Annotated in this window: 13 protein-coding genes; 8 read left to right on the forward strand and 5 right to left on the reverse strand. The window is 60.3% G+C overall.

What is annotated here, in order from left to right; all coding sequences use genetic code 11:
• Positions 1–123 precede the first annotated feature (123 nt).
• The 5 genes from KYT97_RS14485 (at position 124) to KYT97_RS14505 (ending at position 4,498) form a co-directional block, all read left to right on the forward strand.
• Positions 124–579 (forward strand): DoxX family protein, encoded by a 456-nt coding sequence (locus KYT97_RS14485; RefSeq protein WP_033237350.1) that lies wholly within the window; start codon positions 124–126, stop codon positions 577–579.
• 268 nt (positions 580–847) lie between these two features.
• Complete coding sequence (locus KYT97_RS14490; protein ID WP_033237349.1) at positions 848–1,495, forward strand: ABC transporter permease; 648 nt, start codon at positions 848–850, stop codon at positions 1,493–1,495.
• Complete coding sequence (locus KYT97_RS14495; RefSeq protein WP_033237348.1) at positions 1,492–2,688, forward strand: ABC transporter ATP-binding protein; 1,197 nt, start codon at positions 1,492–1,494, stop codon at positions 2,686–2,688. The genes KYT97_RS14490 and KYT97_RS14495 overlap by 4 nt, the downstream gene beginning before the upstream one ends.
• 110 nt (positions 2,689–2,798) lie before the next feature.
• Positions 2,799–3,515, forward strand: coding sequence for an ABC transporter permease (locus KYT97_RS14500; protein ID WP_372472413.1), 717 nt, complete (start codon positions 2,799–2,801; stop codon positions 3,513–3,515).
• Entirely contained in the window at positions 3,512–4,498 is a 987-nt protein-coding gene (locus KYT97_RS14505) for a glycine betaine ABC transporter substrate-binding protein (RefSeq protein ID WP_095887084.1), read from the forward strand. Before KYT97_RS14500 ends, KYT97_RS14505 begins: the two co-directional genes overlap by 4 nt.
• Here the strand turns inward: KYT97_RS14505 and KYT97_RS14510 are convergent.
• The gene (locus KYT97_RS14510; RefSeq protein ID WP_045064850.1) at positions 4,495–5,277 is read right to left on the reverse strand and encodes a trans-aconitate 2-methyltransferase; all 783 of its coding nucleotides are present in this window, start codon (positions 5,275–5,277) and stop codon (positions 4,495–4,497) included. The two genes, KYT97_RS14505 and KYT97_RS14510, sit on opposite strands and share 4 nt — an antisense overlap.
• A 46-nt stretch (positions 5,278–5,323) precedes the next feature.
• Positions 5,324–6,850: an HNH endonuclease signature motif containing protein gene (locus KYT97_RS14515; RefSeq protein ID WP_219112670.1), complete on the reverse strand. Its 1,527-nt coding sequence runs from the start codon at positions 6,848–6,850 to the stop codon at positions 5,324–5,326.
• Positions 6,851–6,985: 135 nt separating this feature from the next.
• Between KYT97_RS14515 and KYT97_RS14520 the strand changes: the two genes are divergently transcribed.
• Positions 6,986–8,524, forward strand: a complete 1,539-nt coding sequence (locus tag KYT97_RS14520; RefSeq protein WP_219112672.1) for an AMP-binding protein — start codon at positions 6,986–6,988, stop codon at positions 8,522–8,524.
• On the opposite strand, the gene KYT97_RS14525 is transcribed toward KYT97_RS14520, so the two are convergent.
• Positions 8,511–9,065, reverse strand: coding sequence for a TetR/AcrR family transcriptional regulator (locus KYT97_RS14525; RefSeq protein ID WP_219112674.1), 555 nt, complete (start codon positions 9,063–9,065; stop codon positions 8,511–8,513). The two genes, KYT97_RS14520 and KYT97_RS14525, sit on opposite strands and share 14 nt — an antisense overlap.
• 163 nt (positions 9,066–9,228) lie before the next feature.
• On the opposite strand from KYT97_RS14525, the gene KYT97_RS14530 reads away from it, so the two are divergent.
• Complete coding sequence (locus KYT97_RS14530) at positions 9,229–10,449, forward strand: cytochrome P450 (protein WP_219112676.1); 1,221 nt, start codon at positions 9,229–9,231, stop codon at positions 10,447–10,449.
• Here the strand turns inward: KYT97_RS14530 and KYT97_RS14535 are convergent.
• Together KYT97_RS14535 and KYT97_RS14540 are read right to left on the reverse strand one after the other, a co-directional pair.
• A complete protein-coding gene (locus KYT97_RS14535; RefSeq protein ID WP_219112678.1) occupies positions 10,439–12,034 on the reverse strand; it encodes an amidohydrolase in 1,596 nt (531 codons plus the stop codon). The two genes, KYT97_RS14530 and KYT97_RS14535, sit on opposite strands and share 11 nt — an antisense overlap.
• Complete coding sequence (locus KYT97_RS14540) at positions 12,031–12,999, reverse strand: DMT family transporter (RefSeq protein ID WP_219112679.1); 969 nt, start codon at positions 12,997–12,999, stop codon at positions 12,031–12,033. The genes KYT97_RS14535 and KYT97_RS14540 overlap by 4 nt, the downstream gene beginning before the upstream one ends.
• 53 nt (positions 13,000–13,052) lie before the next feature.
• Between KYT97_RS14540 and KYT97_RS14545 the strand changes: the two genes are divergently transcribed.
• The gene (locus tag KYT97_RS14545; protein ID WP_095887090.1) at positions 13,053–13,610 is read left to right on the forward strand and encodes a TetR/AcrR family transcriptional regulator; all 558 of its coding nucleotides are present in this window, start codon (positions 13,053–13,055) and stop codon (positions 13,608–13,610) included.
• The last annotated feature ends 15 nt before the right edge of the window (positions 13,611–13,625 follow it).

Consider the following 13,625-nt stretch of genomic DNA (forward strand, 5'->3'; position numbering starts at 1 on the left):
CCGACGCCCTTGCCTCAGTTACCTTGCCGCACATTTGGGATGTAAACCCACATGGAAGGACCTCGGACACCCGTCCAGTTATTAGGGTAGGCAAACCATACTCGAGTGTGTAATGCTCCTCCGGTGAAAAACATATCCAGCACGGCGGCACCATGGGGCATCGCAGCATTCCGCATCGTTGTCGGTTTCCTGTTTCTCTGCCATGGCCTGTCGACACTGACCGGATGGCCGGTAGCTCCATGGGGCGGAAACACATCGTCGTGGACGGACTGGCCCGGCGGCTGGGCAGCAACGATCGAGCTGGTGGCCGGCACGTTGATAATCATCGGACTCGGCACTCGTGCAGCAGCTTTCATTGCCTCAGGTTCCATGGCCGTTGCCTACTTCTGGAAGCATCAGCCCGACGGCTTGCTACCCATCCAGAACGAGGGAGACTCGGTTGTCCTGTTCTGCTGGTCCTTGCTCCTGCTGGTCTTCATCGGGCCGGGCGCTGCTGCTTTGGACAACCTCAGACGAGCCAAGGCCACCTCCAGCGAAGTAGCGGATGAGCCAGTTGCAGTAGGAACTTCCAGCCCGTAGTCCGTCATTTATCCAGAGCGACAAATCTGACCCGAACCTACGATTGCCGAACAGCCGGCGTCACACCGCATATACCTGCGGGTGACGCCGGCTTTTCGTCTGTTGAGCAACATCCGACACGCAGCTATCCGAAATAGTTGCAGTACTGAACTTTTTGGACGAGGGTCGACGTAAACACTTCACGACTCGAACGACGCCTGTGTATCCGAACTGCGGGACGGGTACACGTTCGAGTCAGCAACAGTCCGAAAGAGGGTCGGTTCGGAAAATGGGCGCACTGTGGGAATTTGTCGTCGAACGACGACAACAGCTATTGACCGATTCGTATCTCCATGTTTCGGCCGTCATTCAGTCGGTGATTATTGCAACCATTGCCGCGGTTGCCATCGGAATTCTCGTGTATCGCAGTCCTATTGGTTCATCAGTGGCAACAGCGCTGGCCAGCACGATCTTGACTGTTCCATCGTTCGCTCTTCTCGGACTTCTCATTCCGATTCTCGGTCTGGGTGTCGCGCCGACCATCACCGCACTGATTCTCTATGCACTACTTCCGATCATCAGAAACACCATCATCGGTCTCGACTCGGTGAATCCGGCCATCACCGATGCTGCACGCGGTGTCGGTATGAATCGACTGCGTGTACTCGGCCGCATCGAACTGCCTCTCGCGTGGCCGTCGATCCTGACCGGTATGCGGGTCAGCACTCAGATGCTCATGGGCATTCTGGCTATCGCGGCGTACGCAAAAGGCCCAGGTCTGGGCAACTTGATCTTCTCCGGACTATCTCGCGTCGGCAGCCCAACTGCTGTTCCTCAAGCGCTGACCGGCACGGTACTCATCGTCATTCTGGCTCTGATACTCGACGCCATCTACGTCGTCATCGGTCGGCTCACTACCTCGAAGGGTCTCCAGTGACTGAAACCATCCCCCATGACGTCACCAGCGATCCCACGGTTTCCGGAGTCGAGATCGTTCTGGAATCCGTGACCAAGCGATACCCAGGGCAGAAAGACGCGGCAGTCGACAACGTGTCCCTCACTGTTCCTGCAGGTGAGATCGTTGTCTTCGTCGGCCCGTCCGGCTGCGGCAAGACCACGACGATGCGCATGATCAACCGTCTCATCGAACCCACGTCCGGAAAGATCACCATCGACGGCAAGGATGCCTTGTCGATCGACCCGGACAAGCTGCGACGCGGCATCGGCTACTCGATCCAACAGGCCGGCCTGTTTCCACACTTCACGATTGCCAAGAACGTGGCGACGGTGCCGGGATTGATCGGTTGGGACAAGAAGCGGATTGCTGCCCGCACCGACGAGATGCTGGATCTCGTGGGGCTGGATCCGGATACGTATCGAGACCGCTATCCCCGGCAACTGTCCGGTGGTCAGCAGCAGCGTGTCGGGGTCGCGAGGGCACTTGCCGCTGATCCCCCAGTCCTGTTGATGGACGAGCCCTTCGGTGCTGTCGACCCCATCACGCGCGGACTACTGCAGGACGAGTTGATGCGTCTGCAAACGGAACTCGGGAAGACGATCGTATTCGTCACCCACGATTTCAACGAAGCAGTCAAACTGGGCGATCGAATTGCCGTGCTGGGCAATCAATCCACGATCATGCAGTACGACACTCCAGAAGCTATCCTCGCCAATCCGGCCAATGACATGGTCGCGGGCTTCGTCGGCGCCGACGCCTCCCTCAAGCAGCTGACATTGACGCGGGTGCGGCAGATCAAACTCAAGCAATGCCTCACCGCGCGGGAGACCGACTCGGTGGACGAGCTGAGAAGTTCACTCGCAGCACGTAAGTGGAAGTGGGCCCTCATTCTCGATCAGCGCGGACGCCCACTCCGCTGGGTCTCACCGTCACATCTGGCACACGCGTCGTCGCTGCGTGGCGTTGGCAACGAGATCGGTGAGGCTGTGTCCGTTCAATCGACCTTGCAAGATGCACTCGAAGCGCTGCTTGCCGAAAGCAATGCATCGACGGTAGTCACCGGCCGGCGCGGCGAATACGTCGGTCTCATCACCATCGACACACTGGTCAGCCATCTTTCGGAGATGCGTGAGGAACACGCACACGATCATGACGAGGATGTTCCGGAGTGAGCGCGTCGACGGAGGACCTGGCAGCGCCGCCCGCTGCTGGAGCCGCAGATCTCGATGGCGGCGCGGATCTCGGTGCCGCCGAAAATGCCGCAACACGTAGAGCAGAAAGGATCCGGCTACTGGTTCAGCCGGTTGTCGTCCTGATACTTGTAGTCGGAGTACTGGTCTGGGCCTTCAGCCGCGATCTCAACGCAACCCAGAAAGCCAGTATCAACGTCGACAACATTACGACGCTCACCTGGCAGCACATCTTGCTCACAGCCGCGGTGGTCATCATCGTCGTCGCGGTGGCCGTGCCGCTCGGCACTCTGCTGACCAGACCGAGATTCACCCGTCTGGCGCCGTTCTTCGTGGGAATAGCCAACATCGGCGCAGCCGCACCGGCCATCGGCCTTCTGGTCCTGTTCTATCTCGCCACTCGCACCACCGGATTCTGGATCGGTGTATTCCCCATCGCGTTCTATTCACTGCTTCCGGTGCTGCGCAACACGATTCTCGGCTATCAGCAGGTGGACGAGACACTGATCGACGCCGGACGCGGCCAAGGCATGTCAACATTCACCATTTTGCGACAGCTCGAATTCCCCATGGCAGTTCCGTATATCCTTGCCGGTCTTCGTACTTCGTTGGTACTCGCGGTGGGAACGGCAACACTGTGTTTCCTGGTCAGCGCAGGTGGACTGGGAATCATGATCGACACCGGGTACAAACTGCGCGACAACGTGACGCTGGTAGTAGGCGCGGTGCTTGCGGTATCGCTCGCTTTGCTCATCGACTGGTTGGGCGCACTCGCCGAACAGTTCCTCGGGCCAAAGGGATTGCGATGAATCGACGACGCACACGCGGTTGGAAAATTACCGCAGCCGCACTCGGGTTTGCCCTTGTGGCGTCGTGTGGTTTGGAATCCGGCGGCGCACTACCCCTCGCGGTCGGTCCGGGAAGTATCCAGCCAGTTCCGGAACTCGAAGGCGTGAAGATCACCGTCGGTTCCAAAGACTTCACCGAGCAGATCATCCTGGGATACATCATCGAATTCGCGATGTCTGCGGCCGGCGCCGAAGTTCGCGACCTCACCAACATCCAGGGCTCCAACAGCACCCGCGACGCGCAACTCAACGGGCAGATCGATCTTGCCTACGAGTACACGGGCACCGGATGGATCAACTACCTCGGAAACGAGACACCGCTTCCCAATTCGCAGGCTCAGTTCGAGGCAGTCCGCGATGCGGACCTGGCTGCAAACGACATGGTGTGGACCGATCCGGCGCCGATGAACAATACGTATGCCTTGGCGATGAGCAAGGAGACGGCCGAGAAGACCGGAGTCAAGACTGTCTCCGACTACGCTAAGTTGGTCGAATCCGATCCCGGTGCTGCAGTGACATGCGTCGAGACCGAGTTCAACGTCCGTCAAGACGGATACCCCGGTCTCGCAGAAAAATACGGATTCGACGCTTCGCGTGCCCAGCGCCAGATATTGCAGACCGGCATCATCTACCAGGCGACAGCCGACGGTGATCAGTGCAAGTTCGGCGAGGTGTTCACCACCGACGGACGCATCATCGCCCTCGACCTCGAGCTACTCGAGGACGATCTGTCCTTCTTCCCCAAATACAATCCAGCCCTTGTCATGCGTGCGAGCTTTGCCGAGGATCATCCGCAGGTAGCTGAGGTCATGGCGCCGATTTCGGCTCGTCTCACCGACGAGGTGATGACCGAACTGAATCGCCAAGTGGATGTCGAAGGCAAGGAACCCGCAGAGGTTGCCCGAGATTGGATGGTGTCGGAAGGGTTTGTGACAGCGGACTAGTCACTCATTTTTCGCCCCACGCAGAAGACTCTTCGGAACGGGAACAGTGTGCCTGCGGCCGTGGAGGGATAGGCCTCGCGGAGCCTTGCGGAGTACTCCTGCTCGAATTCGAGCGAGTCGGCTTCACTGAGCACATCAAGCACCGGACGCAGGCCTGTCCCCCGAACCCAGCCCAGCACAGGGTCTTCGCCAGTCAGCACATGGATGTACGTGGTTTCCCAGGCATCGACGTCGAACCCGTGAGCCTGCAGCCTGGCTGCGTAGTGCGCCGGGTCGTCAACACCCTCGGGTCCACGCAAAACTCCACCCACGCGATCTCGCCATCTCGACGACTCGGCAAGTTCACGCATCAAAGCGTGCGACGGGGCGTCGAAGTTACCGGGAACCTGCCACGCAATCCACGCTCCGGGCGCCATGGTCTCGGCCCATCCGTCGATCAGCTCACGATGGTTCGGAACCCATTGCAATGCAGCATTGCTCACAATGACGTCGTAGCCGGTGGCGTCGAACTCGTTGATGTCCTGCAGCGTGATGGTGACGTTGCCTGGCAGATCGGTGGGCGCCTGTGCCACCATCTCGGGCGACGAATCAGTCCCCGCCACACGAGCATCCGGCCAACGCTCACCGAGTATCCCGGTCAGTGACCCGGATCCGCATCCGAGGTCCGCGACTCGCGCCGGCGCCTGCGCCGCAATCCGCGAAGTCAAGTCGATATAGGGGCGTGAGCGTTCGTCGGCGTATCGACCGTAGATTTCGGGGTTCCACGTAACACTGCGCATGTGCTCATTGTGCCTGTCGTGGCAAATTGGTGGAGGCTGTGACACCTCAGAACGGTGGTGGGTCGTTGCCGTAGTCGACGGTTTCTCGGGGCATGGGCTTGCGGGGTGTGGAGATCGGGAAGGTTTGGCGGCGTTTCCGTTCGGCATGTTGTGCCGCCCGGTGTTGAATCTTGACGCGACGGTGTTTTCGTTCGCTTCGGATGTGGGCAGCTTTGTTTTCGAGTCGTGTGCGTCGCCGGGTTCCGCCTTCTGGTGGCGGCGGTTCCTGCATTCCGGCGAGTAGTCCGGCAGCTCTGGTGCGGTAGCAATGGCCCGTCTGGGAGGTCAGAGTGATGCTGCGATCCAGATTCGGGTCCAGTTGCCACTTGCCGGAGTGCTTGAGGCGGTGATGGTTGCGGCAGAACGCACTCAGATTCGACGCAACCGTCTTCCCCCCGTTTGTGGGGTTGGTGTGGTTGAACGGATCGTTATGGTCGAGGTCGCAATTCCAGGCCGGGACATCGCAGTGCGGCCACTGGCAGCTGCCCGCGCTGACCCGCAGCCACGCATCGAGCGCTGTCCCGGGACGGTACACAAACGCCGATGCCGGCTCAGGTGTCGGTTCAGGTTCAGCATCTGCCGGGACTCGCACTTCCCGAACGTCTGCGTCTTTCGCGATGTCGCGGGCATGCTCGGCGCTGATGACGCCAAAGCCGTCGAGATGTGCAGGTTCGTTCGATCCTGGGCCCAGGGTGGAATCGTGTACTACGACATGTACCAACGGCCGGCGCATGATCACCAAACCACTGCGGTCCTGCGGGCAATCACCGCGCTCGCAGTCGCACACCAACACCGTCGAACCACTCACCAAAGCGCCCAAGGCATCGGCTCGGCGCTGCTCGTACGTGCGGGAATCATGGCGGCACACCGACATCGCCAACTCCCGCAACCGGCCGTCGAACGCGCGGGCTTGCTCCGCCGGGATACTGCCGAGGATGCGGGCCATCCCGTCCTCGGCGGCGCTGACTCCGACAAACCTGTCGGCGAGGGCGCGGCGGCGTCGTTCTCGCATCCCTTCCGGATCGACGCGGGCGACGATCCGGTCGATCGCCGCGGTCAACCGCCGACCCGTCAAACCGATACCGCCGTCCACCGGTGGAGCCAACACCTGCTCGAGCAACAAGCGTTCGACCTCGTCGATCAACTCGTCACCGACATTCGCGGTTGCGGACTCGATCAACCCCACCCGGTAGAAATCGAGTTCACCGCGGGCCATAGCCGCACGAGTGCGATGCAACCGCGTCTTCAACGCAAAACCCAAACCGATGAGCTTCCCGGCAGCAGCGCGCCCCATCGTCAGGACCGCGCCGACCTCGGATTCGGCGAGCTCGTGCGCCGACGACGTCCACGTACCGCCCTCGACATGCTCAGCGCTGCGGCGGGTGAAGAACTCCGCCACCACCGCCAGTTTCCGCTCGACCAACATCGCTTCACATGAATGCAACTGGGCCATCAAATCAACGAGGGCGCAATCGGTTTCGGTACCACTCAGCTGTGCTGAGATACCGAAACTTCCCACCCCCGAATCGAACATTCCCCAACCATAATCGAAATCCTGTTCGAATAGAACAGCTATTCGAAACCAGTCGGAATAGTCCGAAAAATCACCCGGTAGAGGCCTGATGCGATGATTTCGGAGTCGTTGATTCACTGCCGCCGGAGGACAGTCATGTTTTTGACCCAGTTCATTCATCGGTCCCTGCGCGAATCGCCGGGACGCCCCATGACGGTGTTCGGCGATCGAACCTTCAGCACCACCGAATCTGCTGATCGCGTGGCGCGACTCGCGAACGGACTGGGCACCGGTACGGGCGATTGCGTCTCACTCCTGTCGCTCAATTCGGATCGATGTCACGAGACGATCTTGGCTGGTTGGTGGTCAGGCGCAACGGTCAGCCCGCTCAACTCACGGTGGACCGCGCCGGAAATCGCCTTTGCCCTCGAGGATTCCGGATCCACGATTCTGATCGTCGACGAGAATTCCGCCCCACTGGTTCCCGAACTCCGCGAACTCTGCCCCACCCTGGACCGCGTCGTGTACGCCGGCTCGGGGGCTGTCCCCACGCGCATGATCGACTACGACCGCCTCATCGCCGAATCGGAACCTGTCCCCGACCTACGGATCGGCGACGACGCCGTTGCGCTTCTGCTCTACACAGGTGGAACGACTGGCCGTTCCAAAGGCGTGATGGTCAGCCACAAAGGCCTGATGACGTCGACGTTCGGAACGCTGGCTGCCGGCAAACCCGCCATCGCCGACGGCGTGAATCTGCTTGCGAATCCACTGTTCCACATCGCCGGCATCGCGAGCTGGATGGCGCAGAACCTCATGGGCGGCACGCAGGTATTCCTGCCGGTGTTCTCGGCCAGGGCCATGCTCGAGGCGATCGACCGACATCGTCCCACCACGGTGGGCGTCGTACCGACAATGCTTCACATGTTGGTTGCCGCAGACGATCTCGATTCCTACGACCGTTCGAGTGTGCAAGTCGTCAGGTACGGCGCCTCCCCCATTTCGCCGGCTCTGCTCGAACGCGCCATGGAGGTGTTTCCGCATAGCGGTTTCACTCAGGGTTACGGGATGACCGAAACAGCGCACATCACCGTCCTGAGCGCTGCAGATCACCTGAAAGGCGGCGAATTGCTTCGCTCTGCCGGTCGCGCACTTCCGCATTGCGAAGTGCAGATCGTCGATCCCGCCGGAAACGAGGCACCAACCGGAACCGTCGGCGAAATAGTTACTCGCGGTGATCATCTGATGCTCGGATACCGGAATCTTCCCGCCGAGACGGCCGAGGCTCTCGCCGGCGGCTGGATGCACACCGGCGACGCTGGATACCTCGACGAACGCGGTTATCTGTTCATCGTCGACCGGATCAAGGACATGATCATCACCGGAGGTGAGAACGTCTATTCCACGGAGGTGGAGAACGCGCTGGCCAGGCATTCTGCTGTCGCCGCGTGTTCTGTTGTGGGAGTGCGCGATCCGAAGTGGGGCGAGCGAGTACATGCCGTGGTGGTTCTGCAGCCCGGCGTTCACGTCGAGTTCGAGGAACTTCGCGATCACGTGAAATCGCTTGTCTCCGCGTACAAGGCACCCCGCTCGATGCAGTTCGTCGACGCTCTGCCCCTCTCTGCTGCCGGTAAGGTCCTCAAGCGCGATCTACGCATCGCTGCGGAGGCAGAAGGGGCAATCACCTCCCGATAAAAGATTCGACCATGCGTCGTTCTGATTCTTCATCAGCCAACGGCCAGGCAAGTAGCGTGAGAACTATCCTGACCACCCACTGTGAGGTTTCGTCGCCGGCGCCCAGCCCCGCAAGATGCTTCGCCGACTCACCCAGCAGCGGCGACGACATGAGGTACTCGTCCATTCCCTTGCCCCGGGCAGACGCGAATCCTGCACTGACTGCAGCGTTCGCCCGGATCGCACGCACCGAAGCAAGCACGGCTTCGACTACCCGCTGCTCCCCATCCAATGGTTCGACGGCAGCTGACACCTCGAGCGCTACCGCTTCAACCGCACGGGAGATCACTCCGTCTTGGATCGCCTTCTTCCCGCCGACGTAGCGGTACAGCGTTGCCCGCGAGCACCCCGCGCGCTCAGCCACCTCGTCGACGCTGATTCGTTGGAATCCGCGCTCGAGAATGAGTTCGGCGGCGGCCGCATAGATGCGTTCCACCGCCAACTCATGACGATTACCGCCGGCCAGCCAGTCTGCGCCTTTCGGTTCAATATGTCTCACCATGAGACAAAGATAGCCAAAGATTCTCATCTTCGGACCCATTCCACTGCTGTGACCAGCATCGAATGCGAGAACGACGAATCGGGTGAGAATTTATGAAACTCCCTGGTCAACTCCTATTTTTCGGTGTTGACAATGCCTGTGCGAGCGGAGAATTCTTAGGCCGATGACCGCCTCGACCGACATCAACCGATTTGCCATCACAAACATCGAAAATCCGTACCCGCTGTATGCGTCACTGCGACAAAAGTGCCCGGCGTACCGGGTTCCCGGTACCAACTTCTACCTCGTCTCGAGTTGGAAACTTGTCACCGAGGCACTCACCCGGACCGAAGACTTCTCGTCCCATCTCACCGGTGTTCTGGTCCACCCGGCAGAAGGTCCACCGGTCACGTTCGACATGGATGGCAATGGGCAAGCGATTAACGTCCTTGCCACCGCTGACGATCCCAGCCATCAAAGACATCGCAAACTGGTTCTACCCACACTGGTCGCCAAACGAATCCGTACCATGGAACCTGCCATCGCCGACTACGCAGAACGGTTGTGGAACAACCACTTCGATGGACGGCACATCGAGTGGGTTTCTGCGCTCGCCGATCGACTACCACTGCAGATGGTCGCCCATCTGATCGGACTACCCGAAGCGGATGTGCCGCAACTACTGACGTGGTCTTACGACAGCACTGAGTTGCTCAGCGGGTTGGTGAGCGCTGAACGCCTGCCCGAAGTCGTGAACGCAGCCACCCAACTCGCCGGGTACCTGTACAACAAACTGGAAGCCGCCCAGGCCGCACCAGGCGAGAACCTACTCGGCGATCTGGTGCGCGCCAACACCAACGGCGATATCGATACAACCGTCGCAGTATTGATTCTCGTCCAACTTGTCGGCGCTGGAGGCGAGTCCACCGCAGGTTTGATCGCTAATTCCGCTCGGATACTGGCCGACAATCCCTTACTACAGCAAGAACTTCGAGAGAATCACGAATTGATTCCACCGTTCCTCGAAGAATCCCTACGACTCGAGTCCCCGTTCCGCGGACACCATCGCCATGTCACCCGCGATACGACGCTAGGCGGCGTCCCACTTTCGGCGGGAAGCCATCTCATCCTCTTGTGGGGCTCCGCCAATCGCGATCCGGCCACCTTCCCGGATCCGGACAGCCCGAACATCGGACGGCCAAATCTTCGCTCGCATTTGGCTTTCGGCAAGGGAGCCCACTTCTGCGTCGGCGCCGCTCTTGCTCGACTGGAAGCAAAGATCGCACTCACAATGCTGCTCGAGAAGAGCCAACACGTGAGCCTGACAGACGGTGCGCCTCCCGAATGGGTGCCGAGTCTGTTCGTGAGGCGCCATCAGAGTCTGCTCCTGACCGTCACACCGTGAAGATCGTTTCTCCGCCCACAACAGTCCGCAGTACCCGAAGTGCCGCCAGATCGACAGTGTCATCTACAAGCGGATCTCCGTCAAGGACAACAAAATCCGCCAGCAGACCTACTGCGATTCTGCCCTTGTCCACCTCTTCGCCGGTGATGCGTGCGGCGGCATGTGTGTAGCCGGACAACGCATCGCGCGTACTCACACGTTGCTGCGCACCGAGAACATGACCTTCGCGTGTCAGTCTATGGACAGCGGTATTCATGGTGAAGAGCGGATTCACCGGAGTGACCGGGCAATCACAATGCAAACCGTAGGGAAGTCCGGCAGCCACCACCGACGCTACCGGGCTGATTCGTTCACCTCGGCCGGGACCGAGAAAACGATCGCGGTGACGATCACCCCAGTAATAGACGTGATTGACGAAAATCGATGCAACAACACCTACTTCGACCATTCGCTGAATTTGATCCTCGCGAAGCGTCTGCACGTGCTCGAGTCGGTGCGCAACGTCGATGTCAGGGTACGCGGCCTTGGCGAGGGCAATGGCGTCGAGCGCATGGTCGATAGCCTTATCGCCGTTGGTGTGAATCGCTACCTGCCGTCCCGCGCCGTGATGCTCACTCACCAGAGCATCGAGCGCACCCGACGGGATTGCCATTCCACCACAATGACATCCACCCAAATCGTGATACGGCTCGCTCAGCGCCGCAGTGTGCAGCTGAATGGAACCGTCCGAAATCAGTTTCACGCCGCCAACCGCTACATGGCTGGTCGAATCAGCTAGTTCGCCCAACTGATCATGCACACCATGACCCAGGTACAGCCGCGCACGTAGGCGCAGTTCACCCTCGTCGTCAAGCTCGCGGTAGGCGTCGTACATCTCCGAGGTGACGTACATGTCGTGGAAGCTGGTCACGCCTACGGATGCCATCACATCTTGCGCTCGCAGTAGCGCCAGCTTGGAGGCACCCGGGTCCATTGCCGGAGCCAGATTGTGCACCAACGACATTGCCGGAATCTCGCACAGCTCACCGGTAGGTGTGCCGTCGGCATCGCGGACGATGACGCCACCCTCGGGATCGACGGTAGCCTGCGTGATCCCAGCCATTTCGAGTGCAAGCGAGTTGACGTAGATCCCGTGAGCAGACAGGTGACGCACCAAAATCGGATGCTGCGTCGACGCGCGGTCGAGATCTGCCGTCGTCAATCCCCGATCCTCGGCCACAAGACTGTCGTCGAATCCCCACGCCTGGATAGCCTCGCCAGGCGGCGTCGTCTCCGCACGCGCGGCCAATGCAGCAACAACCGCGTCGATTGTGGGGCACGCACCCGTCGTGGCCTCGACGTCACCGAGCATCAATCCCCACATCATCGGATGCAGATGGGTTTCGATGAATCCGGGAACTACCACCGCTCCGTCCAGATCCACGATCTCCACGTCAGGTCCGGCCAGCACCGTGATCTCGGCATCGGATCCGACGGCCACAAATCTGCCGTCCTTGCTTGCCATAGCCGTCGGCGCAACTGAGCCCGATCCGTCCATGGTCTTGATGTCGCCGTTGATGTAGATGCGGTCGGCCGTCACGGTCATGCTCGTGTCTCCATTCGTTCACCGACAACGGCTGTCGGTGTTTTCGCTGCAGGCTGCCGCGTCGCGACAACCACTCCGGCAAGAATCAGCGCCGCACCGACAATCTGCACGACGCTGGGGATCTGAGAAAGCAGAAAGGCACCGAACAATAACGCCGACGCCGATTGCAGCACCAAGCTGGCGGCAACGGAACCAGCTGGCAACCGCTGGCTCGCACTTGCCACCAATAGCCACCCCACCACTTGAGATACCAAGGCCAGCAGGATGAGCCACCCTTGAGCAGGTAAAGCTGGTGCAAGATCAAGAGTTCCGGTGACAATTCCGATCAGGCCGGATGTAAGTCCGGTAGCGATCGTGGAAACCAGCACCGGCAATGCAGTCCGGCCCGCAGCTCGCGTCGCCAATCCCATCAGGAAGATATACACGGCATACGCGCCGGCAGCGATCACCGCGAACGTCGCACCGACAGCAGGGTTGGCCCCGGTGAGCGTCGTACTCATTCCCGCAACCAACGCAACACCCACCAGGAGAAGTGGCAGGCTCGTCACCAGTTCCTTCGTAATGCGCTGGCGTAGCACTATGTAGCCCAGGACAGCCACAAAGAGCACCTGCAGATTCAAGAGCACCGTCGACAAACCGGCGCCAATCGAGTGAATCGCCTCATGCCACAGAACGAGGTCGACGCCCAGGAACACTCCAGCAAGAACAGCCTTGACTATCCACGGCCTCGTCGAGATCTTTCCCGGTTGGCGGCGTCGTTGAACCCAGACGAGGATCCCGAGCGGAATCAAGGCGTAGACGCACCGGAAGAACGCGCCGGTCGCGGGCGACACCCCGGACAGGTCGTACAGGATCGACGTGAGGCCGAGAATGCATGCACCAGAGACAACCACTCGCAGATCTCGACGGCGTTGCTCGTCGCCGGTCCGCGCCGAGGCGAGTCCCGAAGATACATCATCACTCATAGTGATAATGTATCACCGACAGTGAGATCTGCCCCACAAGGGAAGATGGAGCCATGAGAACCCCGGTCACCCGCGAACGCGTCATCTCCGCCGCAGCCGAACTTGTGGACAGCAATGGCCCGGACGCACTGGTTCTCAGCCAACTCGCCGACACCCTCGACGTGCGGCAATCAGCTCTCTACAAGCACGTTGACGGCGTCGACGACGTCCAACACCAGCTCAGCCTCCTCGCCCGGAAACTGCTCGCCCAGCACCTCCGCGACGCCGCAGTCGGCCTCTCCCGCGACGACGCCGTCGTGGCACTCGCCGACGCGTGGCGAGAATTTGTTCGCATCCACCCCGGGCTGTACGCAATCACCGACCGCTACCCCACCGCTCCACACGCTGACCTCGTCGCTGCGGTCGGAGAAGTTGTCGACGTCATCAACCGCGTCATTGCCGGATACGGCCTCGGTGAAGACGACTCGGAGCAGGCAGCGTGGTCGTTGCGAAGCGCACTGCACGGCTTCTGCGTGTTGGAGTCCCAAGAAGGCCACCCAGCCGGCACGGATCCCGACCGCGTTTATCGGCGCCTGGTCGAACTTCTCTGCGCCGGAATCAGTCGAATGTAGGTATGCACGAAGGGT

It is taken from the genome of Rhodococcus globerulus, from assembly GCF_019334125.1.
GTDB classification, from domain to species: Bacteria; Actinomycetota; Actinomycetes; order Mycobacteriales; family Mycobacteriaceae; genus Rhodococcus_F; species Rhodococcus_F globerula.